Consider the following 21,882-nt stretch of genomic DNA (forward strand, 5'->3'; position numbering starts at 1 on the left):
GGGGACTTGGGCTCCCGCCGTCACCGCCCGGGTGCCACGAGGCCCGCCTCGTACGCGATGATCACCAGCTGGACCCGGTCGCGGGCGTCGAGTTTGGCGAGCAGCCGGGTCAGATACGTCTTGGCGGTGGCGACGCTGATGTGCAGGCGTGCCGCGATCTCGGTGTTCGACAGGCCGCTGCCGACCAGGGTGAGGACCTCCCGTTCCCGGCTGGTGATCGCGTCGAGCGCGGCGGTGGCGGCGGAGTCCGGGGCGGACCCGCCGTCCGGCCGCCGCGCGAACTCGCGGATCAGCCGACGGGTCACCCCGGGCGCGAGCAGACCGTCCCCGCCGGCGACGACCCGCACCGCCGCGAGGATGTCGTCCAACGCCATGTCCTTGACCAGGAATCCGGCGGCGCCGACGCGCAGCGCCCCGTACACGTACGCGTCGTCGTCGAAGGTGGTCAGGACGATGACATGCGCCCCGGACGGCCCTTCGGTGATCCGGCGGGTGGCCTCGATGCCGTCCGTGCCGGGCATCCTGATGTCCATCACCACGACGTCGGGGGTCAGGGTCTCGGCGAGCCGCGCGGCCTCGGCGCCGTCGGACGCCTCGCCCACCACCTCCAGATCGTCCGCGTCGGCCATCACCATGCGCAGCGCGGTCCGCACCAGCGGCTGGTCGTCGGCGAGCACGATCCGCAGCGGCGCGGCGCTCCCGCCCGTCACCGCACACCCTCCGGACGCCGCCGCCCCTCGGGACCGGCGAGCGCGCCCCCTTCGTGCGCCGGGGGCCCGTCCGCCCCGGGCGGCAGCGGCAGCACGGCCGACACCCGGAAGCCGCCGCCCGCCCGCCGGCCCGCGCTGAACTCGCCGTCGAGCAGGGCGACTCGCTCCCGCATCCCGACAATCCCGTAGCCGTGCACCGCGACACGGTGCGCGGGCCCCGAACCCAGCCCGCGTCCCGCGTCCACCACCTCGACGGCGAGCGAACCGGCACCGTACTCCACGGTCACCCGGCAGGAGGCGCAGTCCGCGTGCCGTACGACGTTCGTGACCGCCTCCTGCACGATCCGGTACGCGGCCCGGTCGACCTCCGGCGGCAGTGGACGCTCCGTGCCGTACTGCCGGATGTCGACCCGCACCCCGCAGGCCGTGGTCGTCTCCGCGAGCCGCGCCAGGTCGGCGAGGCCCACACCGTCCGCGGCGGGAGCCTCCGGGGGCAGGCCCCCGCCACCGTCGCCGTCCGGCTCCCGCGGCCGGTGCTCCGCGGTGCGCAGCGCGCCCAGCATCCGGCGCAGCCCGGACAGGGTCTCGCGGCCGGTCGTCTCGATGCTGCACAGGGCCTCGCGAGCATCGCCCGGCCGGCTGTCGATCACCCGCCGGGCCGCGCCCGCCTGCAGGGCGATCACCCCGATGCTGTGCGCCACCATGTCGTGCAACTCGCGGGCGATACGCAGCCGTTCCTCCGCCACCGCCCGCTCGGCGGCCTCTGCGCGCACCTTCTCGGCGTGGTCGCGGGACTGCCGCACCGAGTTGCCGACCAGCCAGGCCGCGGCGGCGACGGTGGCGTAGAAGCCCCAGGAGGACCAGCTGCTGCCGAGCGTGCCGGAGTACTCGAGCGGAAGCCCGAGAGCGATGCGGGTGAGCGCGTACGCGGGTACGAGGCCGAGCGCCAGGACGCTCGCCGCGCCCCACACCGCGCGCCGGCAGTCGGCCACGATCGCGCCGAACGCCACCATCACCGCCAGGACGTGCGGGACGGCGATCTCCGCCTCGTCGACGGCGATGGTCGCCGCGAAGGTCGCGGTGAGCAGCAGCGCGAAGGCGAGCAGCGGCATGCGGCGCAGGAGCCGGGTGGCGGCGACCACGGCGACCGCGGTGGCCACGGCGAGCAGCGCCCAGTCGTACGGGGCCGGGGTGCGCTCCGGGCTGTGCGGCATCAGCGGGATGCCGAGAAAGGCCCGTACCGACACCAGCGTGTACGCACACCACAGACAGGCCGTCCAGGCGCCCGGCGAGATGCGCCTGAACAGGGGTGGAGCCGGGGTCGTGGGCATGCACCGATCGTAGTCAGGGCCCCCGCGGCCGGGCATCGGTCCAGGGCTGTACAACCGGGGTCGACACCGGCGCCCGCAGGTGTCGGCGCCGGTCCGATGCCGGCGGCGGGCATCCGGCGGCACGGTGTTCTGTGTGATCGAAGTCAGCGAACTCACCAAGAGGTACGGGCCGAAGACGGCCGTCGACGAGCTCTCGTTCACCGTGCGGCCGGGACGGGTGACCGGCTTCCTCGGGCCGAACGGTGCGGGCAAGACCACCACCCTGCGCATCCTGCTCGGTCTCGTACGGCCCACCGCCGGAACGGCGACCGTCCTGGGGCGTCCGTTCCGGGACCGCCCGCGCGGCCTCCGGGACGTCGGCGCGCTCCTGGACGCGGGCGATGTGCACGGCGGGCGCACCGCGCGCGGGCATCTCCGGTTCCTGGCCCGCGGCAACGGTCTGCCGCGCGGCCGGGTCGAGGAGGTGCTCGACGAGGTGGGCCTGACCGATGCGGCGGGCCGGCGCATCGCCGGCTACTCGCTGAGGATGCGCCAACGCCTCGGTATCGCCGCGGCGTTGCTCGGCGACCCACCGGTCCTCGTCTTCGACGAGCCGCTGAACGGGCTCGACCCGGAGGGGGTGTGGTGGGTGCGCGGCCTGTTCCGCCGGCTCGCCGACGAGGGGCGCACGGTCTTCGTGTCCAGCCATCTGATGTCCGAGATGGAGAACACCGCGGACGACCTGGTGGTGATCGGGCGGGGAGCGCTGGTCGCCGCCGAGCCGCTCGCCGCGTTCGCCGCGCGGGCCGCGGCGCCGGTCGTCACGGTGCGTACGCCGGAACCCGAGGCGCTGGGTGCGCTCCTGACGGCGGAAGGGGCCTCGGTGGAGCGGGGCGGCACGACGGGTCCGGAGCAGGAGGCCAACGAGCTGTCCGTCGCCGGGCTCTCCGTCACCGAGCTGTCCGTCTCCGGACTCTCCGAGGCACGGATCGCCGAAGTCGCCCTGCGGCACGGTCTGTTGATCCTCCAGCTCACCCCTCGGACGCCCTCGCTCGAAGCCGCCTTCCGGGAGCTCACCGCCGACCACGTCGAGCACCGGACGACGCCCCTCGCGCCGCCGCCCGCCGCCGATTCCCACCACCCCGGAGGCCCTGCATGAGCACCGTGACCGACCGCCGCAGCGATCCCCATCCCCGCGACATCGACCCCCGCCCCACCCATCCCCGCTTCACGGACCTCCTCGCCGCCGAGTGGCTCAAACTGTGGTCCCTGCGGTCCACCCCGTGGACACTCGGTCTGGTCCTCGCCGGCGTCGTCGCGTTCAACGCCGCGATGGCCTGGGACACTTACCGCTACTGGACCTACGACGACCCCGGCGAGGCCGAGCGTTACATCAGCGACGGCATCCCGTTCCACGAGGCCTTCAACGCCAATGCGGCGCTGTGCTTCATGCTCGCCGTCGCCGCCGTCGGGGCGGTCACCGTCGTGGGGGAGTACGGCACCGGTCTGATCCGTACGACGTTCGTGGCCGTGCCCGCGCGGCGTTCACTGCTCGGGGCGAAGGTGCTCGTCGTCTCCGCCGTCACCACCGTGCTCGGCGGCTGTGCCGCGCTCGGCTCGTTCCTGCTGACCCAGGCGATCCTGTCCGGGCGGGGCGTGGGGGTGTCGCTCGGCCACCCCGGGGCGTGGCGGGTGGTCCTGGCGTCCGCGCTGATCGCGCCGGTGTGTGCGCTCTTCGGCATGGCCGTCGGCGTGATCCTGCGGCACACGGCGACCACCCTGGCGCTCACCTTCGGCGTACTCGTCGTCCTGCCGCCCGCGTTCAGCGAGGAACGGCACTGGTCGGCCGTCGTCAACCACGCGCAGCCGTTCATGGCATGGAACCGTCTGACCGACGTCCCGTACGAGCCCGCCGCCCACCCGTGGTCCACCGCGGGCGCCTGGTCCGTGTACGCGGTCTGGGCCCTGGTCGCAGCGGCGGTCACCGTCCTGGTGCCGCACCGCCGCGACCGCTGACCCGGCGCGCAGACCACTGACCCGGCGCGTACGCCCGCCGGCCGCGCCCGGATCAGGCCTCGTCGCCCCACAGCCGGATCGCGCGCCCCCGCACCAGACCAGCCACCCGGTCGGCGAACTCCCGCACGGGCAGCGGCGGCAGCCGGCGCCCGTCCCGCAGCCGTACGGACACCTCCCCGGCGTCCGCCTCCCTGCCGCCGACCACCGCCTGGTACGGCACCAGGCGGGCGTCCCGGATCCGGGCGCCGAGGCTGCCCCGGCCGGCCGGGACGAGCTCGGCGCGCAGCTCGCGCTCCGCGCAGAGCGCGACGAGGTCCCGGGCGGCGCGCTCCTCCAACTCCCCGCCGGACACCGGGAGTACGGCGACCTGGGTGGGCGCGAGCCACGCCGGGAAGGCGCCGCGGTGCACCTCGATGAGCTGGGCCACGGCCCGCTCCACGCTGCCGATGATGCTGCGATGGACCATCACCGGGCGGTGCTTGGCGCCGTCCTCGCCGATGTAGTGCAGTCCGAAGCGCTCCGGCTGATGGAAGTCGATCTGCACGGTCGACAGGGTCGACTCGCGGCCCGCCGCATCCACGATCTGCACATCGATCTTCGGACCGTAGAAGGCGGCCTCGCCCGGCACCGCCTCGTACGCCACCCCGGACCGTTCGAGCACCTCGGTGAGCAGCGCGGCGGCCTGCTTCCACATGGCGGGCGCGGCCACGTACTTGCCGCTGTCGGCGACCGCGTCATCGTCGGCGATCGCGTCGTCGTCGGGCAGCGACAGGCGACAACGCGCCGCCTCGATGCCGAGATCCCGGTACACCTGCCGGATGAGTCCGAGCGCGGCCGCCGCCTCGTCGGCCGCCTGCTCCAGGGTGCAGAAGACATGCGCGTCGTTCAGCTGGATCGCCCGTACGCGGGTGAGGCCGCCGACCACACCGGACGGCTCGGAGCGGTACATGCCGCCCAACTCGGCCATACGCAGCGGGAGTTCGCGGTAGCTGCGGGACCGGGAGCGATAGATCAGCGCGTGGTGCGGACACAGACTCGGCCGCAGTACGAGCTCACCGTCGGCGTCTTCCTCCCCACCCTTGAGGGCCATCGGCGGAAACATGTCCTCCCGATAGTGGGACCAGTGCCCGGAGATCTCGTACAGCTCCCGCTTGCCGAGCACCGGCGAGTACACATGCCGGTAGCCGGCCCGCCGCTCGGCCGACCGGATGTACTCCTCCAGGGCGTGCCGGACGGTCGCCCCGTCGGGCAGCCAGTACGGCAGTCCGGCGCCCATCAGCGGATCGGTGCCGAAGAGCCCGAGCTCGCGGCCGAGTCTGCGGTGGTCGACGGGGGCCTCGTCCTGCCCGACAGGGGCCGCATCGGGGTTCACCGGGTTCTCATTCATACGGGGTCTCCTCGCGGAAGGGAGCGAGTGACCGCACGGCGAAGCCCCGGGGCACTCGCCCCGGGGCTTCGAACCAAGACAACTCTCAGCGCGCCGGGACACTCTCCGGCGTCGTCGTGATCGACACAGCGCGCTGCATGCCCCGAAGGTAGCAGCACGCCTCGGCCGGCGCCCACCGGTTTCCGCCGCGGTCGTGCCACCCCTCAGCGCGGACGCCGGCCCATCCGTCGTACCTCCTCGTGGAGGGCCCAGGCGTCCGCCACCGGACCCAGGTGCCCGAGCTTGTCCGGGTTGCTCACCGAGAGCACCGACCGGATGTGGCCGTCGGCCATCTCGAGGGCCAGGGTGTGCAGCACCCTGCCGTCCCGGTCGCGGAAGACCGCCCCGGGCAGGCGGTTGATCTCGTGCGGCTCGAAGGTCACCCCGGTCAGCGCGATCCGCGGATACACCGAGCCGAGCAGCCGGGCCATCGCATCGGCACCGCCGACGGCCCGCGCGAGCGCCGGTGTCCTGCCGCCGCCGTCGCCGACCAACGTCGCGTCCGCGGCGAGCAGTTCGCGCAGTACGTCGATGTCCCCCTTGGTCAGCGCCTCGAAGAACCGGGCCGCCAGCTCCTGCCGTTGCTCGGCGGCCGCCTCGAAGCGCGGCCGGCCGGCGTCCATATGGCGCCTGGCCCGTACGAGAAGCTGCCGGCAGGCCGACTCGGACCGGCCCACCGCGGCGGCGATGTCCGCGAAACCGAAGGCGAACACCTCCCGCAGCACGAACACCGCCCGCTCCGGCGGACTCAGCCGCTCGAGCAGCAGCAGGGCCGCCGTGGACACCGAGTCGGCCAGCTCCGCCGACCGCTCGGGGTCCTCGTACGGGTCGCTGAGCAGCGGCTCCGGCAACCAGGTCCCCACGTACGACTCACGGCGCATCCGGGCCGAGCGCAGTACGTCGATCGAGATGCGGGTCACCGTGGTGGAGAGGAACGCCTTCGGCGAAGTGGGCCGGGTCGCGGAGAGGTCGTAGCGCAGCCAGGTCTCCTGGACCGCGTCCTCGGCCTCGCCGACGCTGCCCAGGATCCGATAGGAGATCGAGAACAGCAGCGGCCGCAGCGCCTCGAACTCCTCGACCTTGCTCACGTCGTACTCCCTCTCACCGGAACGTGGCCGGGACGGTGCTCAGTGGAACTGTCCGGGCTCGTAGTCGCCGGCCGGCTGTCGGGTGATGATGTTCATCCGGTTCACCGCGTTCATGAAGGCGATCAGGACCACCAGGGCGGTGAGTTGATCATCCGAGTAGTGCTTGGCGGCCCGCTGCCACACCTCGTCACTGACCCCGTCTGAGGCGTCCGCGACCCGGGTGCCCTCCTCCGCGAGTTCGAGCGCGGCACGCTCGGCCTCGGTGAACGGCTTGGCCTCCCGCCAGGCCGCCACGAGATTCAGCCGCACGGGGCTCTCGCCCGCGGCGACGGCGTCCTTGGTGTGCATGTCGATGCAGCCCGCGCAGCCGTTGATCTGGCTGATGCGCAGCGACACCAGCTCCCGCGTCGTCGCCGGCAGCGGGGACTCCATGACCACCTTGCCCGCGCCCATCAGGTGCTTCATTACCTCGCGGGTGCTCGGGGCGCTGAAGAAGTCGAGTCGGGCATCCATGGCGTACTCCTGTGTGCTCGTCGGTACACGCTCGTACTCCTTGAGACGAGACAGTCCACCGCCCTGTGACATGCCAGGCCGTCACCGGCCGTGGACGTGGAGCAGCTCGCGTGCGCGCCGTCCGGCCTCGGCCACCGGATCGTCGAAGATCTGCAGACCGTGCGCGACCAGCGCCCCCTCGTGGAGCAGCATGAGCGACCGGCCCAGCTCCTCGGCCCTGCCCTGGTCGACCTCGCCGGCGAGGCGGGTGAACAGATCGAGCATCCACCGCTTCTGCCCGGTGATGATCGGATGCGCCGGGTGGGACGGATCGCTGATCTCGGCATGGGCGTTGACCATGCTGCAGCCCTTGGTGCTGTGCTCGGCCGTCCAGGCGCGCGAGGCGTCGAAGACGGCCAGGATGCGGGCGGCGGCGTCCGGTTCCGCGTCCCGTGCTTCGAGCTCCTCAAGCCACCGGGTGAGGAACGCCCGCCACCGCTCGTCGCGGTCCGCGAGGTACTCCACGACGAGCTGCTCCTTGGAGCCGAACCGGTCGTAGAGCGTCTTCTTCGTCACGCCCGCCTCCGCCGCGATCAGGTCGACCCCGACGGCGTGGATGCCTCGCTCGTAGAACAGCTTCCCGGCCGCTTCGAGGGCGCGACCGGCCGCCGGCGTCATGACGGTCCGCCGCGGCCCTCCGCCCGTCTGCGTCGTCTCGGTACCCATGGCACCCACTATACCGATCTGTATAGTCTACGAGTACAGATATACCGATCTGTTTACTTGGAGGCCCCGGCATGAACGTCCTGCTCTCCGCCGCCTTCGTGCTCTGCTGGAGTTCCGGATTCATCGGGGCCAAGCTCGGCGCGGGAAGCGCGCCCGCGGTGACGGTCCTGATGTGGCGGTTCCTGCCGCTGGCCGCCGTCCTGCTCGCGGTCGCTCTCGTGGCCCGAACGGCCTGGCGCGGCCTGACGGTTCGGGACGTGTCCCGGCAGGCGGCGATCGGCGTACTGTCCCAGTCCGGCTATCTGCTCACGGTCTACTACGCCATCGAGCTCGGCGTCTCCAGCGGCACCACCGCCCTCATCGACGGCATCCAGCCCCTCGTCGCGGGCGCGCTGGCCGGCCCGCTGCTCCGCCAGTACGTCTCCCGCCGCCAGTGGCTCGGCCTCCTCCTCGGGCTCGGCGGAGTCGCGGTCGTCACCACGGCCGACGCGGCGGCCGGCACCGCCGTCGCCGGGTGGGCGTACCTGATCCCGCTGCTCGGCATGTTCTCGCTGGTGGCGGCCACGTTCCTGGACGGCCGCTCGCGCACCCGAGTGCCGCCCACGGTGGCCCTGACCATCCACTGCACCACCAGCGCCCTGGTCTTCACGGCCCTGGCCACGGGCGCCGGGGCCGCGCTGCCGCCGGCGGGCACCTCGTTCTGGCTGGCGGTCGGCTGGCTCGTCGTCCTGTCGACCTTCGGCGGCTACGGCCTCTACTGGCTCATCCTGCGACGCTCCGGCGTCACCGAGGTCAACACCCTGATGTTCCTGATGGCCCCGGTCACCGCGGTCTGGGGCGCCCTCGCCTTCGACGAACCCTTCGGCCCCCGCACGGCCCTCGGCCTCACCCTCGCCCTCACCGCGGTAGCGGTCGTACGCACCGCAACTCACCGCGCACCGCCCACAGTCGATCCCCTCCACGACCACACCACCGCCCCCACCCCAGAGCTCCCATCCGCCCAGCGGGACTCCCCGGACCACACAGTCCCCAGCACCGGAGGACCGACGAAACCATGACCCCCCGGGCATCCACCTGGCCCTGCCCCCAAACAAACCGCACCCGGCCCGTCACCGATGCCGAGGAACGGCGTGGTGCGGACCGGGTGCGGTCGGATGGTCCGTGAGCTCCGCCCCGGGGCGGACGACGGGACCGGTCAGGCCTTCTTCGTCTCCCAGAAGATCTTGTCGATCTGGGCGATGTAGTCGAGCGCCTTCTGGCCGGTGGCCGGGTCGGACGAGCCCTTCGCGGCCGAGAGGGCCTTGAGGGTCTCGTTGACCAGCTGGTGCAGCTCCGGGTACTTCTCGAAGTGCGGCGGCTTGAAGTAGTCGCTCCACAGCACCGAGACGTGGTGCTTGGCGAGCTCGGCGCGCTGCTCCTTGATGACGATGGCGCGCGTCTGGAACTGGGCGTCGTCGTTGCCGGCCATCTTTTCCTGGACGGCCTTGACGGACTCCGCCTCGATTCGAGCCTGGGCGGGGTCGTAAACGCCGCACGGGAGGTCGCAGTGGGCGCTGACCTTCACCTTGGGGGCAAACAGGCGGGAGAGCATGGAGCTGTCCTTCCTCGTGATCGTCTTCTCAAGGGGGACATTACTCCGTGGCGGACGGGTTTTCGCGAGGGGCCCCATGGGCTTAGGACGAAAGTCCAGGGTCGGGTTCGAGACTTCTCGAAGGGTCTGGCGGATCCCATCAACGCCTCCGGGCGGGATCCGACCGGAGGCGCCCGGCCGGCCGCCCGAGGGCGCACACTGGTTCCAGGATCGGACCGGGAGGTGCCGGATGCGGGAACCAGGGGTGGAGCCGGGGCGGCCCGGTGAGGCGCGCAAACCGTTCGGCCTGGCCGAGGTGTACGGGCCCTCGATGGTGCCCACGCTGCGTCACGGGGACCAGCTGCTCGTCCGTTACGCGGCGCGGGTGCGCCCGGGGGACGTGGTGGTGCTGAGGCACCCCTTCCAGCAGGATCTGCTCGTGGTGAAGCGGGCCGTGGAGCGCCGCGAGGGCGGCTGGTGGGTGCTCGGCGACAACCCTTACGCGGGGGGCGACAGCACGGACTACGGCACGGTGCCCGAGGAACTGGTGCTTGCCAGGGTCGGGCTGCGCTACCGGCCGCCGGGGGCGGGACGGCGCGGTCCGTTGCGCTATCTGCTCTGGGCGCTGTCCGCGGTGCGGCCCGTACTGCGTGACCGGTCGTCGCGCGGCTCCTCGCGCTCCTCGCGCTTGCGGGCCCGGTAGGCGGCCACATTGGCGCGGGTGGCGCAGCGGTCGGAGCAGTAGCGCCGGGAGCGGTTGGTCGAGGTGTCCAGATAGGCGTTGCGGCAGGGGCTCGCCTCGCACAGGCCGAGGCGGTCGACGCCGTGCTCGGTGAGGTGGAAGGCCAGACCCATCGAGGCGATCGCGGCGTATCCGGCGGTCGCGTTCGACGGATGGTCGGCGAGGTGCATGTGCCACAACGGCCTGCCGTCGTCGTCCCGGTAGTCGTGTCCGGAGATCTGCGGGCTGACGGGGAACTCGAGCAGCAGTGAATTGAGCAGGTCGACGGCGAGCGTCTCCTCGCCGGAGTCGGCCGCCTCGAAGACGGCACGCAGCCGGGCACGTACCGAACGGAAGCGGGTGACGTCCGCGTCGGTGGCGCGCCTGGCGGCCGAGGCATTGCCGCCGAACAGCTCCCGGACCGCGTCCACCGTGGTCAGGGAGTCCGTGCCGCGACCCGGTTCCTCGCTGTTGACCAAGCGCACGGCGTAGTCCGAGTAATGGGTCAGTTCCACTTGTAGTCCTTACGGAGGCGGGCTAGGGTCGGGTCAGTCCTGGTAATGGGTGAATCTCAATCCAGGGTATTACGAAGAGCGTAGGACGAGAGCGCAGAACGAGAGCGTAGGACGAGAGGGAGGCCTTCCGATGACGGAAACCGCTGCGGGAACCGACTGGCTCGCCTGGCAGGAGAGCTGGGACCGACAGCAGGAGTGGTACATGCCGGACCGCGAGGAGCGGTTCCGGGTGATGCTCGACATGGTCGAGGCGACGGTGGGCCCCGAACCGAGGGTGCTGGATCTCGCGTGCGGTACGGGCAGTATTACGGACCGGCTGCTCAAGAGGTTCCCGAACGCCACCAGTACGGGAGTCGACCTCGACCCCGCACTGCTCGCGATCGCCGAGGGCACCTTCGCCGGGGACGGCCGGGTCACCTTCGTCACCGCCGACCTCAAGGACCCGCGATGGCCGGACGCGCTGCCGCACGACTCCTACGACGCGGTGCTGACCGCCACCGCACTGCACTGGCTGCACGCGGAGCCGCTGGCGGCGCTCTATGGGCAGCTGGGTCAACTCGTACGTGAGGGCGGCGTGTTCATGAACGCCGACCACATGTGTGACCAGGCGACACCGCGGATCAACGAGGCGGAGCGCGCCCTGCGGGTCGCCCGGCGCGAGGCCGCGCAGGACGCGGGCGCACTCGACTGGACCCAGTGGTGGGAGCTCGCCGCGAACGACCCGGTACTCGCGGGGCCGACCGCGAAGCGGTTCGAGATCTACGGCGAGCACGCGGACGGCGATGTGCCGCCGGTGGAATGGCATGCGCGGACGCTGCGCGAAGCGGGGTTCGCGGAGGCGCGGGCGGTGTGGGCTTCGCCCTCGGACGCGCTGGTGCTTGCACTCAAGTGAGGTGTGGGGAGTGGGTGTTCGGCAGCATCCACTCCCATCTCTCCCGCTGCGTCCGCCGGTTGAGGTGCCACGGACGAACGGGGGCGGGTGCCACGGACGAACAACGGACGAACAGGGGCGGGCGGTGCGGACGGCGGACGGATGCACAGCTGTCGAGAGTCACCGGGCTGAACGCTGGTCCAGTCCAAACCCTTGACGCGTACTGCGTGCGCACTTTAAATCAAGCCTTGACCGAAGGGTCGTATCACCTCCCCCCACTCCCACACCCGTATCGGATGTGACTGCATGACACCCCCACAGCGCCATGCCCGCCACACTCGCCGCACCCGTCGCACCCGTCGGTTAGCCGCCGTGTCGGCCGCCCTGCTGGCGGCCGGCGGCCTCTCCTTCGGCCTCCTCGCCAACGCGGGCGCCGCCGAGGAGCACACCGAGCGGCCCGCCGACGTCAAGGCGGCCGCCGACCCGATGACCGTCGCGCCCTACCTCTACAACGGCTGGGGCGACCCGCCGGACCCGAGCACCGTCTCGGAGGCCACCGGCGTCGAGTGGTACACGCTCGCCTTCGTACTCAGCAACGGCACCTGCGACCCGCAGTGGGACGGATCCCGTCCGCTCTCCGGCGGTGTCGACGAGCAGACGGTGGAGACCGTCCGGTCAGGCGGCGGCGACGTGATCCCGTCGTTCGGCGGCTGGAGCGGCAACAAGCTCGAGACGTCCTGCTCCTCGGCCGACGAGCTGGCCGGCGCCTACCAGAAGGTCATCGATGCCTACGACTTGAAGGCCATCGACATCGACATCGAGGCCGAGGCGTACGACGACCCCGAGGTCCAACAGCGCACGGTTGACGCCCTGTTGGCTGTGCAGAGCGACAATCCCGAGCTGAAGGTCCACGTCACCTTCGGCACCGGCCAGTCCGGCCCCGACACCAGCCTGATCCAGCGTGCCGCGGACTCCGGTCTGACCGTCGACGCCTGGACCATCATGCCGTTCAACTTCGGCGGCGGCGGCCAGAACATGGGCGAGCTGACCATCCAGGCCGCCGAGGGCCTGAAGAGCTCGCTGGTCGACATCTACGGCTACGACGAGTCCGAGGCGTACACCCATATGGGCATCTCGTCGATGAACGGCATCACCGACGGCGACGAGACCGTCACCGTCGGGGACTTCGAGACCATCCTGGGCTACGCGCAGGAGGCACAGCTGTCCCGGCTGACCTTCTGGTCGGTCAACCGCGACCGTCCCTGCGAGGGAGGCGGCGGCGACGACACCTGCTCCGGAGTGGACCAGGAGCCCTGGGAGTTCACCAGCGTGCTGGCCCGGTACGTCACGGAAGGGCGGTGACCGATGAGACGACGATCCGGACACGGGACCGGGACCGCCCCGCTTCAAGTCCAAGCGGGACACCCGGCAGGCGATCCGCTTCACTGCGAACGCCGGATGGAAGATCACCCCAGGCGGAAAACTGCGCGTGGAGAGAGCAGGAACCCACCCGGAGCAGCGCCCGACATCGGCGCGGCAGACGCGAATCGCCCTCCTTCAGGCGGGCGAGGACGTCAACAGAATGAGATGCCCTACGATCCGCCGGACCAGGAAGCCTGGATGGACGGAGACAACCGCGGCTATCCGGCTTATCAGGTGGCCGACTCCGTGACCGACCACCAGGCGTGGGGGCTCGGCAGTTACTGCTTCTTCAGCTTCAACCCCGATGTGGTCGCCGACCGCGCCATCTCCGCGCCGGAGGCGTCAGGCGTCCGGTTCAACCACATGGTGACCGTCTCCCTGGGCGGCGGCACCGGCAGCATCGACAACATCATCAACGACACGGGCGACTCCGTCGGTCCCGGCAACGAGGTGGTCAACCTCGTCAGTCACCCCTGATCACCGTGTGCGGCCCCGAGATGCTCCGGGGCCGCACACGGATCGCCCCGCAGGGCTAGAGCACCTTCGACAGGAACGACTTCGTCCGCTCGTGCTGAGGGTCCGTCAGGACATCCCGTGGATGGCCGGATTCGACGACCACACCCTCGTCCATGAAGACGAGCGAGTCGCCCACCTCACGGGCGAAGCCCATCTCGTGCGTGACGACGACCATCGTCATGCCGTCCTCCGCGAGGGACCGCATCACGTCGAGCACATCGCCCACCAGCTCCGGGTCGAGCGCCGACGTGGGCTCGTCGAAGAGCATCAGCTTCGGCTCCATCGCGAGCGCCCGCGCGATCGCGACCCGCTGCTGCTGTCCGCCGGAGAGCTGCGAGGGGTAGTTGCCCGCCTTGTCGGCGAGCCCCACGCGGTCGAGCAGCCGCTCGCCCCGCTCCCGGGCCACCGCCTTCGTCTCGCCCTTGACCTGCACCGGCGCCTCCATGACGTTCTCCAGAGCCGTCATGTGCGGGAAGAGATTGAAGCGCTGGAAGACCATGCCGATGTCCCGGCGCTTGAGGGCGACCTCGCTGTCCTTCAGCTCGTAGAGCTTGTCGCCCTTCTGCCGGTAGCCGACCAGCTCGCCGTCCACGTAGAGCCGGCCGGCGTTGATCTTCTCCAGGTGGTTGATGCACCGCAGGAACGTGGACTTGCCGGAACCGGACGGACCGATCAGGCAGAACACCTCACGCGGCGCGACCTCGAGATCGATGCCCTTGAGCACCTCGACGTGACCGAAGGACTTGTGGACGCCCTCGGCCTTGACCATGGGAGTCATCGCTTGGCCTCCGGCGAACGGGTGGAGAAGGAGAACAGGTTGGCCCGCAGCCTCTGCAGCGGCGTCGGCGGCAGACTCCGGGACGAGCCACGGGCGTAGTACCGCTCCAGGTAGTACTGACCGATGCTGAAGACGGTGGTCAGGACCAGGTACCAGAAGGCGGCCAGGAACATCATCTCGACCGTCGCGCCGGAGCTGGTGCCGATGTCGCTGGACTCCTTCAGGAGCTCGTAATACTGCACCACGTACACCAGGGAGGTCGTCTTCAGCATGTTGATGACCTCGTTGCCCGTGGGCGGCACGATCATCCGCATCGCCTGCGGGATGACGACCCGGCGCAGTGTCTTGCGGTGGCTCATGCCGAGCGCGTGCGAGGCCTCGGTCTGGCCCTCGTCCACCGACATCAGACCGGCTCGGCAGATCTCCGCCATGTACGCGGCTTCGTTCAGGCCGAAACCGAGCAGCGCCGTGAGGAACGGCGTCATGAAGTCCGACCACTCGTCCTTGTAGATCGGACCGAGGTTGATCGTGTCGAAGACGAAGCCCAGGTTGAACCAGACCAGGAGCTGGACGAGCACCGGGGTGCCGCGGAAGAACCAGATGTAGAACCAGGCGATCGACGACGTCACGGGATTCTTGGACATCCGCATGATGGACAGCACGATGCCGCCCGCGATGCCGATGGCCATGGCGGCCAGGGTCAGGATGAGGGTCTCCCGGACACCGCGCAGGATGCGGCTGTCGAAGAAGTAGTCCGGGATGACGCCCCAGTTGATGTCGCCCTTCGCGAAGGCGACGACGATGGCGGCGAGGATGCCGAGCGCGATCAGCGCGGAGACGTACCGGCCGTAGTGACGGACCGGGATGGCCTTGATGGCTTCCGGAGGAGTCGGAGGGGTGTCCTCCGGTCCCGCCTTGTTGATCTCAACAGTCACAGGTCAATGCCTTTCAACAGCGACGGTCGGTGTCACTTGCCGCCGTTGACCTCGGCCGACTTGATCGCGCCGTCCTCGACGCCCCACTTCTTGATGATCTTGGCGTACTCGCCGTTCTCGATGATGGCGTCGAGGGCTTCCTTGATCGCGTCCCGCAGCTCCGGGTTGGACTTCGGCACCGCGATCCCGTACGGCGCCGCCTGGACCTGCTCGCCCACCAGCTCGAAGTGCTTGCCGCCGCCGGAGGTCTTCACGGCGAACGCGGCGACCGGGAAGTCGGAGGAGCCGGCGTCCGCGCCGCCCGCCCGCAGCCGGGTCTGCGCCTGCTGGTCGTTGTCGAAGGTCTCGAGGGTGATCTTGCCCTTGCCGTCGCTCTCGCACTTCTTCGACTCGTCCTTGGCCAGGTCGTGCGAGACGGTGCCGCGCTGCACCACCATCTTCTTGCCGCAGAGGTCGGACCAGGTCTTGATGCCCTGGGTGTCGCCCTTCTTGGTGTAGATCGAGACACCCGCGGAGAAGTAGTCGACGAAGTCGACGCCCTCGCCGACCTTCTTGCCGGTCTCCGCGTCGACGCCGGACTGGCGGTCCTTGGTGTCGGTCATGGCCGACATCGCGATGTTGTACCGCTTGGAGCGCAGACCGCCGAGCAGCGTGTCGAAGGTGCCGTTCTCGAACTTGAACTCCACGCCGAGCTGCTCACCGAGCGCCTTGGCGATGTCGAGGTCGATGCCGACGACCTTGCCGTCCTTGTCCCGGTATTCCACCGGCGGATAGGCGATGTCCGAGCCGACCTTGATGACACCCGCGTCCTTGATGGCCTTCGGGAGCTTGTCGGCGAGCGTGGCCTTGCCGGAGTCCTGCTTTTCCGAAGCGTCGGAATCGGCGGTCTGGTCGCCGCAGCCGGTCAGGATCAGGGTGCCGGCCACCGCCATCGCGCCGACCGCGGCAATCCGGGACTTCGCGGTGCGATTACGACAGCTGCTGCGTGCGGTCATGGTGGGTTCCTCCGGCGGGGGGTGTAACCGATGGGTCGGGCACACACCTTCGGGTGTCGCGACCTTGTGTGATTACGGCATCCTGCCATTCGGACGCCCCGATTCAGGGTGCCGGGCATGTCAAAAATGGATAACAGGAAGGGTCATCCGGCCCGTTCCTGTCCAGTTCGGGTGCACCTTCTCCCGATCAGTACCCGGGGTACCGGAGATTCTCCGATACGTCTCGGATTCCGGCGCCGTTCGTATCGTCGGCCTCTGCGTTCGTACCGCCGCGCTGAATGTCCGGATTTCGGACTATGAGGGATCTCACCGATCAGTATCCGACTCGTCGGCCCCCCGTGCCATCCGGTAGAACAGACGGTTACACCCCTCATCCGGGGCTCAGGGCGCGTGTGCGGCGCGCCCGCGTGTCCGTACCTCCCCTTGTGGAGGCGGTCCAACCGCCGAGACAAGGCACGGACACGGTGCCCGCCCACTCCTCAACCAGGGAGTGGTCACCCTCAATTGATAAAGACTTAAGGGGTCAGACAACAGTGGCAGCGGAGATCGTCAATCCTCGCAGCGACGCCGGTACGGACGGCCCGGAAGAGGCCTTCGACCCGGCTTTCGCGCTGCACCGTGGCGGCAAGATGGCCGTGCAGGCCACGGTGCCGGTCCGGGACAAGGACGACTTGTCCCTCGCGTACACACCGGGCGTGGCCAAGGTGTGCAGCGCCATCGCCGACCAGCCGGAGCTGGTCCACGACTACACCTGGAAGTCCAGCGTGGTCGCCGTCGTCACCGATGGCACCGCGGTGCTCGGACTCGGTGACATCGGGCCCGAGGCCTCGCTCCCCGTCATGGAGGGCAAGGCGATTCTGTTCAAGCAGTTCGGCGGGGTCGACGCGGTGCCGGTGGCGCTCGCGACCACCGACGCGGACGAGATCGTCGAGACCGTGGTGCGGCTCGCCCCCTCCTTCGGCGGCGTGAACCTCGAGGACATCTCCGCGCCGCGCTGCTTCGAGATCGAGCGCAAGCTCCAGGAGCGCCTGGACATCCCGGTCTTCCACGACGACCAGCACGGCACCGCGGTGGTCACCCTCGCGGCGCTGCGCAATGCGGCCAAGCTGACCGAGCGCACGCTCGGAGATCTGCGTGCGGTGATCTCCGGTGCGGGTGCGGCCGGGGTGGCCATCGCCAAGTTCCTGCTCGAGGCCGGTATCGGGGACGTGACGGTCACCGACCGCAAGGGCATCGTCAGCCGTGACCGCGAGGACCTCACCGAGGTCAAGCGGGAGCTCGCGGAGATCACCAACCGGGCGGGGCTCTCCGGCTCCCTCGAGGACGCGCTGTCCGGTGCGGACGTGTTCATCGGTGTCTCCGGCGGTACGGTGCCGGAGCCGGCGGTGGCCTCGATGGCGCCGAACGCCTTTGTGTTCGCCATGGCCAACCCGAATCCCGAGGTCCACCCCGATGTCGCGCACAAGTACGCGGCGGTGGTGGCTACGGGGCGCTCCGACTACCCGAACCAGATCAACAACGTCCTCGCCTTCCCGGGGATCTTCGCGGGTGCGCTGCAGGTGCGGGCGTCGCGGATCACCGAGGGCATGAAGATCGCTGCGGCGGAGGCGCTTGCGGGGGTCGTCGGGGACGAGCTGGCTGCGTCGTACGTCATTCCGTCGCCGTTCGATGAGCGGGTTGCTCCTGCGGTGACTGCGGCGGTTGCGGCTGCCGCTCGGGCGGAGGGTGTGGCGCGGCGGTAGGGCCCTCGAGCCCTTCCGGCACCTCCAGCCCGTCCGGCATCCCCAGGCCGTCGTCCGGCATCCCCAGCCCGTCCGGCGTTTGAGGACATCTTTTGCCCGTTCAGGGCATCTCTCAGCCCGTCCGGCGTTTGAGGACGAGGCCCGTTCAGGGCCGTTGCGGTTCCAGGCATCGGCCTGGCGGCCTCGTCCTCAAGCGCCGGACGGGCTTGATTTGTCGGCCTGGCGGCCTCGTCCTCAATCGCCGGACGGGCTGAAAGATGTCCTCAATCGCCGGACGGGCTGGAGGGTGCCGCACGGGCTGGGGATGCCGGACCGGCGGAGGGTGCCGGACCGGCGGAGGTTGCCGGACCGGCGGAGGTTGCCGGACCGGCGGAGGATGCCGGACCGGCGGAGGATGCCGGATGGGCCGGAGTCACGTCGAGTCGTATGTGCGGACTCGTGCCGGGGGTCACACCGTCGGCCTGTACCGCGGATCGTGGGCCACCGCCTATGGTCGCCGCATGTTCGCTGCCTATGCCTCTCGTACCGATCGTGATCAGCCGCTGAGCGGGCTCGAGTTGGGGGAGCGGCCCGCTCCCGGTGACCGGCCCGGCTGGACGACCGTCGACGTCCGTGCCGCCTCCCTCAACCACCACGACCTCTGGTCGCTCCGCGGCGTCGGCCTCGCCGAGGACAAGCTCCCGATGATCCTCGGCTGCGACGCCGCCGGCGTGGACGCCGACGGCAACGAGGTCGTGCTGCACTCGGTCATCGGCCAGACCGGCCACGGCGTGGGGCCGGACGAGCCGCGGTCCATCCTGACCGAGCGCTATCAGGGCACCTTCGCCGAACAGGTCTCCGTACCGGCCTGGAACGTCCTGCCGAAGCCCGCCGGGCTCTCCTTCGAGGAGGCGGCCTGTCTGCCGACCGCCTGGCTCACCGCGTACCGGATGCTGTTCACCAACGCGGGTGTACGCCCGGGTGACTCCGTCCTGGTGCAGGGCGCCGGCGGCGGCGTGGCGACGGCGGCGATCGTGCTCGGCAAGGCGGCGGGCCTGAAGGTCTTCGCCACCAGCCGCGAGGAGGCGAAGCGCAAGCGGGCCCTCGAACTGGGCGCCGTCGAGGCGGTGGAGAGCGGTGCGCGGCTGCCGCAGCGGGTGGACGCGGTGATCGAGACGGTGGGCGCCGCGACCTGGTCGCACTCCATCAAGTCCCTGAAGCCCGGCGGCACCGTGGTGATCTCCGGTGCGACCAGTGGCGACGCGCCCTCCAAGGCCGAGCTGACCCGCATCTTCTTCCTCGAGCTGAAGATCGTCGGCTCGACGATGGGCTCCAAGGACGAGCTCGAGGATCTGCTGTCGTTCTGCGAGGCGACGGGCGTACGGCCGGTGATCGACGAGGTGCTGCCGCTCGACCGCGCCCGCGAGGGCTTCGAACGGATGGAGACGGGCGGGCAGTTCGGCAAGATCGTACTCACGGTCTGAGCGACGACACTGTCAACCCGGGTTGACGGCGAGATGGTGTCAATGTAAGTTGACATCATGACCGAAGCGACGGATCTCGCCGAGCGGGCCGGAGATCACGATCCACGGGTCGGGCTGCGGGCGGTTGCCGCGTTGCGGCGGCTGCTCGAGCAGCTCGAGGCGGTCCAGGTGCGCAGTGCGCGCAATCAGGGCTGGTCGTGGCAGGAGATCTCCGCCGAGCTCGGGATCAGCAGGCAGGCCGTGCACAAGAAGTACGGGAGGCGATGATGTTCGAGCGATTCACGCAGGGCGCCCGGGATGTGGTCGAAGGGGCTGTGCTGTACGCCGAGTTGCGCGAGGCCCCCACCGTCACGGCCGAGCATCTGGTGCTTGCGCTTCTCGACGCGGAGGGTACGAAGGGTGCGTTCGTCCTGCGGGCGTTGGGCGTCGCGGGGCAACGGGACGCGGTGGAACGGGACTTGGCCGAGGCGCGACGCCGTGGCGGGGTCTCGGACGCCGATGCGGAGGCCCTGGCCGGGCTCGGGGTCGATGTCGAGGCGATCGTGGCGCGGGCGGAGCAGGAGCACGGTGCGGGTGCGCTCGCGGGCCGAAAGGCCCGCAGGGGGCGGCGTCGGTTCGGTGGACATCGGCCGTTCGCCCGGGAGTCCAAGGGTGTCCTGGAGACGGCGCTGAAGGTGGCGGTCGGTCGCGGCGACCGGTTCATCGGGGACGAACATGTGCTGTTGGCGCTGACCGCCCGGCCCGGGGTGCCTCGGGACGTCCTGGCGGACCGCGGGGCGTCCCACGACGCGGTGACCCGGGTCCTGGGCTGACGGGCGCCCGTGAATCCAGCCCGTCTGGGGGCCCCGGACGGGCTGGGGGAGTTTGAGGACATCTTTTGACCGGCGGTCAGGCGCGTGGCTGGTCATACAGCTCGTCCGTGCGGCGACCCCCGCGCTGCCGTGATTCCGCTGCCGGTACGGTATTGGGTCGACCAAGGCCGCAGCGGGGGGACACAGCATGTCAGGGGACCAACCGGCGTCCAGCGATGAGGTCGACTTCCACGGCTACACGCTGAAGCGTCGTCTCGGCGCCGGAGGGATGGGCGTCGTGCATCTCGCGACCCACCCGGATCTGTCGCATCCGGTGGCGGTCAAGGTGATGCGGCCCGAACTCGCCGACGATCCCGGCTTCCGGGCCCGGTTCAGCCGGGAGATCGCTGCGGCGCTTCGGGTGCAGGGACTGCACACCGTCCGTGTCGTCGACGCCGGGACGGCCGAGGGGCGGCCCTACCTCGTCACCGAGTACGTCGACGGGCCGACGTTGTCCGAGATTATGGCCGCCGGCCCGCTCGGCTCCGGGACGGTGCGGCTGCTTGCACGGTCGCTGGCCGTGGCCCTGTACGACATCCACGACACCGGGATCGTCCACCGGGACCTGAAGCCTGCCAATGTGCTCATGGGCGCGGGCGTCATCAAGGTCATCGACTTCGGCATCGCCCAACTCGCCGACGCCTCCACGATATTGACCGACAGCGGTGCCACCATCGGCACGACGGGCTACATGGCGCCGGAACAGATCCGGGGCACCCCGGGACCGGCCACCGACGTCTTCGCCTGGGCGGCCACCGTCGCCCACGCGGCCACCGGTCGGCCGCCCTTCGGTACTGGCCCCACCGACGCCGTCATCTACCGCATCCTGCACGACGAGCCCGATCTGGACGGCGTACCGCCCGGCCTCGACGGACCGCTGCGGGCTGCCATGGCCAAGGACCCGGCGCAGCGCCCGACCGCCGCCGAGCTGATCGCCATGCTGGACGGGCACATACCTGCGGCCCCGGCCATGGCGACCGCGTCCACCGCCCCCGTCCGGCAGCCGCCGCCCACGCGCCGGTTCCCGGCTCCGGCCCCGATCCCTGCCTCTGCGGCTCCGCCCGCCGCGCCTCCTGCACCCGCCTCCGTCGTACGCCGGCCACGTACCGCCGGGCGGCGTCTGTGGTGGTTCCTCGCCGTGCTGGTCGTGCTGGCCGTCGTCAAGGCCGGCCTCGGCCAGTGGGGCGGCGCCTCGAACCACGATGCCGCGAAATCCGGCGGCGTGGAGCCTTCGACGAGCGACGACGCCGCCCCAGGGCATGCGTCGACCGAGTCGCCCGAGCCTGCCGAAGAGGCGCCCGAGGGCGGCGAGCCCGCACCGTCGGACACCGCCCCCGCGTCCGACTGCTCGATGGACTTCGAGGCCCGGCCACACAAGATTCTCGGCGGCTTCGACGTCGACGTCACCCCGGACTGTCCGACGGCCACGCCGTGGGCCCAGCAGGTGACGGTCGTCTTCCACCAGGACGCGTATTACTCCGGCGAGTGGGAGGAGGTGGACCGCCAGGAGGTGACCACGATCGAGCGGGGGTCCGACGAGGTCCACTCGGCGGAGACATCGACCGACGCCGAGTGCGGTACGTGGCAGGCGACGATCGAAGTGAAGGAGAAGGAGACGGCCACCTCGGCCTGGGAGGAGGTCGAGTACGAGGGCGGCGAGCTGACGACGGACGTGGCGGACTTCGACGCGGAGTGCGAGTAGCGGAGCCGATGAGGAGGCGACAGTGGCTCCGCC

The 21,882-nt window shown here is 70.4% G+C and carries 23 protein-coding genes; 12 read left to right on the forward strand and 11 right to left on the reverse strand.

What is annotated here, in order from left to right; genetic code table 11:
• Positions 1-20: 20 nt before the first annotated feature.
• Both DY218_RS20605 and DY218_RS20610 read right to left on the reverse strand, forming a co-directional pair.
• Positions 21-635 carry a response regulator gene (locus tag DY218_RS20605; protein ID WP_233521736.1) on the reverse strand — a complete coding sequence of 205 codons (615 nt, stop codon included), beginning with the start codon at positions 633-635 and terminating at the stop codon, positions 21-23.
• A 71-nt stretch (positions 636-706) separates the two neighbouring features.
• Positions 707-2,041, reverse strand: coding sequence for a sensor histidine kinase (locus DY218_RS20610; protein WP_128557574.1), 1,335 nt, complete (start codon positions 2,039-2,041; stop codon positions 707-709).
• Between the two features lie 133 nt (positions 2,042-2,174).
• Here DY218_RS20610 and DY218_RS20615 point away from each other — a divergent pair, with 133 nt between their 5' ends.
• Both DY218_RS20615 and DY218_RS20620 read left to right on the forward strand, forming a co-directional pair.
• Entirely contained in the window at positions 2,175-3,179 is a 1,005-nt protein-coding gene (locus DY218_RS20615) for an ATP-binding cassette domain-containing protein (protein ID WP_199566812.1), read from the forward strand.
• Complete coding sequence (locus DY218_RS20620) at positions 3,176-4,036, forward strand: ABC transporter permease subunit (RefSeq protein WP_233521734.1); 861 nt, start codon at positions 3,176-3,178, stop codon at positions 4,034-4,036. Before DY218_RS20615 ends, DY218_RS20620 begins: the two co-directional genes overlap by 4 nt.
• Before the next feature lie 52 nt (positions 4,037-4,088).
• Here DY218_RS20620 and thrS read toward each other — a convergent pair whose 3' ends face one another.
• From thrS to DY218_RS20640, 4 genes are all read right to left on the reverse strand, one after another.
• On the reverse strand, positions 4,089-5,423 hold the full coding sequence (thrS, locus tag DY218_RS20625; RefSeq protein ID WP_128557576.1) for a threonine--tRNA ligase: 1,335 nt from the start codon (positions 5,421-5,423) through the stop codon (positions 4,089-4,091).
• 203 nt (positions 5,424-5,626) lie between these two features.
• Complete coding sequence (locus DY218_RS20630) at positions 5,627-6,550, reverse strand: RNA polymerase sigma-70 factor (RefSeq protein ID WP_128557577.1); 924 nt, start codon at positions 6,548-6,550, stop codon at positions 5,627-5,629.
• Positions 6,551-6,589: 39 nt separating this feature from the next.
• Complete coding sequence (locus DY218_RS20635) at positions 6,590-7,063, reverse strand: carboxymuconolactone decarboxylase family protein (RefSeq protein ID WP_128557578.1); 474 nt, start codon at positions 7,061-7,063, stop codon at positions 6,590-6,592.
• An 81-nt stretch (positions 7,064-7,144) separates the two neighbouring features.
• The gene (locus tag DY218_RS20640; protein ID WP_407703664.1) at positions 7,145-7,768 is read right to left on the reverse strand and encodes a TetR/AcrR family transcriptional regulator; all 624 of its coding nucleotides are present in this window, start codon (positions 7,766-7,768) and stop codon (positions 7,145-7,147) included.
• Between the two features lie 71 nt (positions 7,769-7,839).
• Between DY218_RS20640 and DY218_RS20645 the strand changes: the two genes are divergently transcribed.
• On the forward strand, positions 7,840-8,826 hold the full coding sequence (locus tag DY218_RS20645) for a DMT family transporter (protein ID WP_128557579.1): 987 nt from the start codon (positions 7,840-7,842) through the stop codon (positions 8,824-8,826).
• Between the two features lie 137 nt (positions 8,827-8,963).
• On the opposite strand, the gene sodN is transcribed toward DY218_RS20645, so the two are convergent.
• Complete coding sequence (gene sodN, locus DY218_RS20650; RefSeq protein WP_128557580.1) at positions 8,964-9,359, reverse strand: superoxide dismutase, Ni; 396 nt, start codon at positions 9,357-9,359, stop codon at positions 8,964-8,966.
• Between the two features lie 229 nt (positions 9,360-9,588).
• Here sodN and sodX point away from each other — a divergent pair, with 229 nt between their 5' ends.
• Complete coding sequence (gene sodX / locus DY218_RS20655) at positions 9,589-10,041, forward strand: nickel-type superoxide dismutase maturation protease (RefSeq protein ID WP_128557581.1); 453 nt, start codon at positions 9,589-9,591, stop codon at positions 10,039-10,041.
• Here sodX and DY218_RS20660 read toward each other — a convergent pair.
• Positions 9,948-10,574 carry a CGNR zinc finger domain-containing protein gene (locus DY218_RS20660; protein WP_128557582.1) on the reverse strand — a complete coding sequence of 209 codons (627 nt, stop codon included), beginning with the start codon at positions 10,572-10,574 and terminating at the stop codon, positions 9,948-9,950. The two genes, sodX and DY218_RS20660, sit on opposite strands and share 94 nt — an antisense overlap.
• Positions 10,575-10,704: 130 nt before the next feature.
• Here DY218_RS20660 and DY218_RS20665 point away from each other — a divergent pair, with 130 nt between their 5' ends.
• The 3 genes from DY218_RS20665 (at position 10,705) to DY218_RS20675 (ending at position 13,344) form a co-directional block, all read left to right on the forward strand.
• A complete protein-coding gene (locus DY218_RS20665) occupies positions 10,705-11,466 on the forward strand; it encodes a class I SAM-dependent methyltransferase (RefSeq protein WP_128557583.1) in 762 nt (253 codons plus the stop codon).
• 351 nt (positions 11,467-11,817) lie between these two features.
• On the forward strand, positions 11,818-12,807 hold the full coding sequence (locus DY218_RS20670; protein ID WP_325052011.1) for a chitinase: 990 nt from the start codon (positions 11,818-11,820) through the stop codon (positions 12,805-12,807).
• A gap of 258 nt (positions 12,808-13,065) precedes the next feature.
• Complete coding sequence (locus DY218_RS20675) at positions 13,066-13,344, forward strand: hypothetical protein (protein WP_128557585.1); 279 nt, start codon at positions 13,066-13,068, stop codon at positions 13,342-13,344.
• Between the two features lie 55 nt (positions 13,345-13,399).
• Here the strand turns inward: DY218_RS20675 and DY218_RS20680 are convergent, their stop codons facing one another.
• Genes DY218_RS20680 through DY218_RS20690 form a run of 3 tightly spaced genes read right to left on the reverse strand, consistent with a single transcriptional unit; the run spans position 13,400 to position 16,091 of the window.
• Entirely contained in the window at positions 13,400-14,161 is a 762-nt protein-coding gene (locus DY218_RS20680) for an amino acid ABC transporter ATP-binding protein (protein ID WP_128557586.1), read from the reverse strand.
• A complete protein-coding gene (locus DY218_RS20685) occupies positions 14,158-15,096 on the reverse strand; it encodes an amino acid ABC transporter permease (RefSeq protein WP_128557587.1) in 939 nt (312 codons plus the stop codon). The genes DY218_RS20680 and DY218_RS20685 overlap by 4 nt, the downstream gene beginning before the upstream one ends.
• A 32-nt stretch (positions 15,097-15,128) precedes the next feature.
• Complete coding sequence (locus tag DY218_RS20690; RefSeq protein WP_128557588.1) at positions 15,129-16,091, reverse strand: ABC transporter substrate-binding protein; 963 nt, start codon at positions 16,089-16,091, stop codon at positions 15,129-15,131.
• Positions 16,092-16,624: 533 nt separating this feature from the next.
• Here DY218_RS20690 and DY218_RS20695 point away from each other — a divergent pair.
• The 5 genes from DY218_RS20695 (at position 16,625) to DY218_RS20715 (ending at position 21,849) form a co-directional block, all read left to right on the forward strand.
• Positions 16,625-17,833 (forward strand): NAD(P)-dependent malic enzyme, encoded by a 1,209-nt coding sequence (locus tag DY218_RS20695; protein ID WP_128557589.1) that lies wholly within the window; start codon positions 16,625-16,627, stop codon positions 17,831-17,833.
• Between the two features lie 500 nt (positions 17,834-18,333).
• Entirely contained in the window at positions 18,334-19,296 is a 963-nt protein-coding gene (locus DY218_RS20700) for a zinc-binding dehydrogenase (RefSeq protein WP_128557590.1), read from the forward strand.
• Between the two features lie 57 nt (positions 19,297-19,353).
• Complete coding sequence (locus DY218_RS20705) at positions 19,354-19,563, forward strand: helix-turn-helix domain-containing protein (protein WP_128557591.1); 210 nt, start codon at positions 19,354-19,356, stop codon at positions 19,561-19,563.
• The gene (locus DY218_RS20710) at positions 19,563-20,108 is read left to right on the forward strand and encodes a Clp protease N-terminal domain-containing protein (RefSeq protein ID WP_128557606.1); all 546 of its coding nucleotides are present in this window, start codon (positions 19,563-19,565) and stop codon (positions 20,106-20,108) included. The genes DY218_RS20705 and DY218_RS20710 overlap by 1 nt, the downstream gene beginning before the upstream one ends.
• A 187-nt stretch (positions 20,109-20,295) precedes the next feature.
• Positions 20,296-21,849 carry a serine/threonine-protein kinase gene (locus DY218_RS20715; RefSeq protein ID WP_128557592.1) on the forward strand — a complete coding sequence of 518 codons (1,554 nt, stop codon included), beginning with the start codon at positions 20,296-20,298 and terminating at the stop codon, positions 21,847-21,849.
• Positions 21,850-21,882 lie beyond the last annotated feature (33 nt).

This window comes from Streptomyces triticagri, from assembly GCF_003429565.1.
Lineage (GTDB): Bacteria > Actinomycetota > Actinomycetes > Streptomycetales > Streptomycetaceae > Streptomyces > Streptomyces triticagri.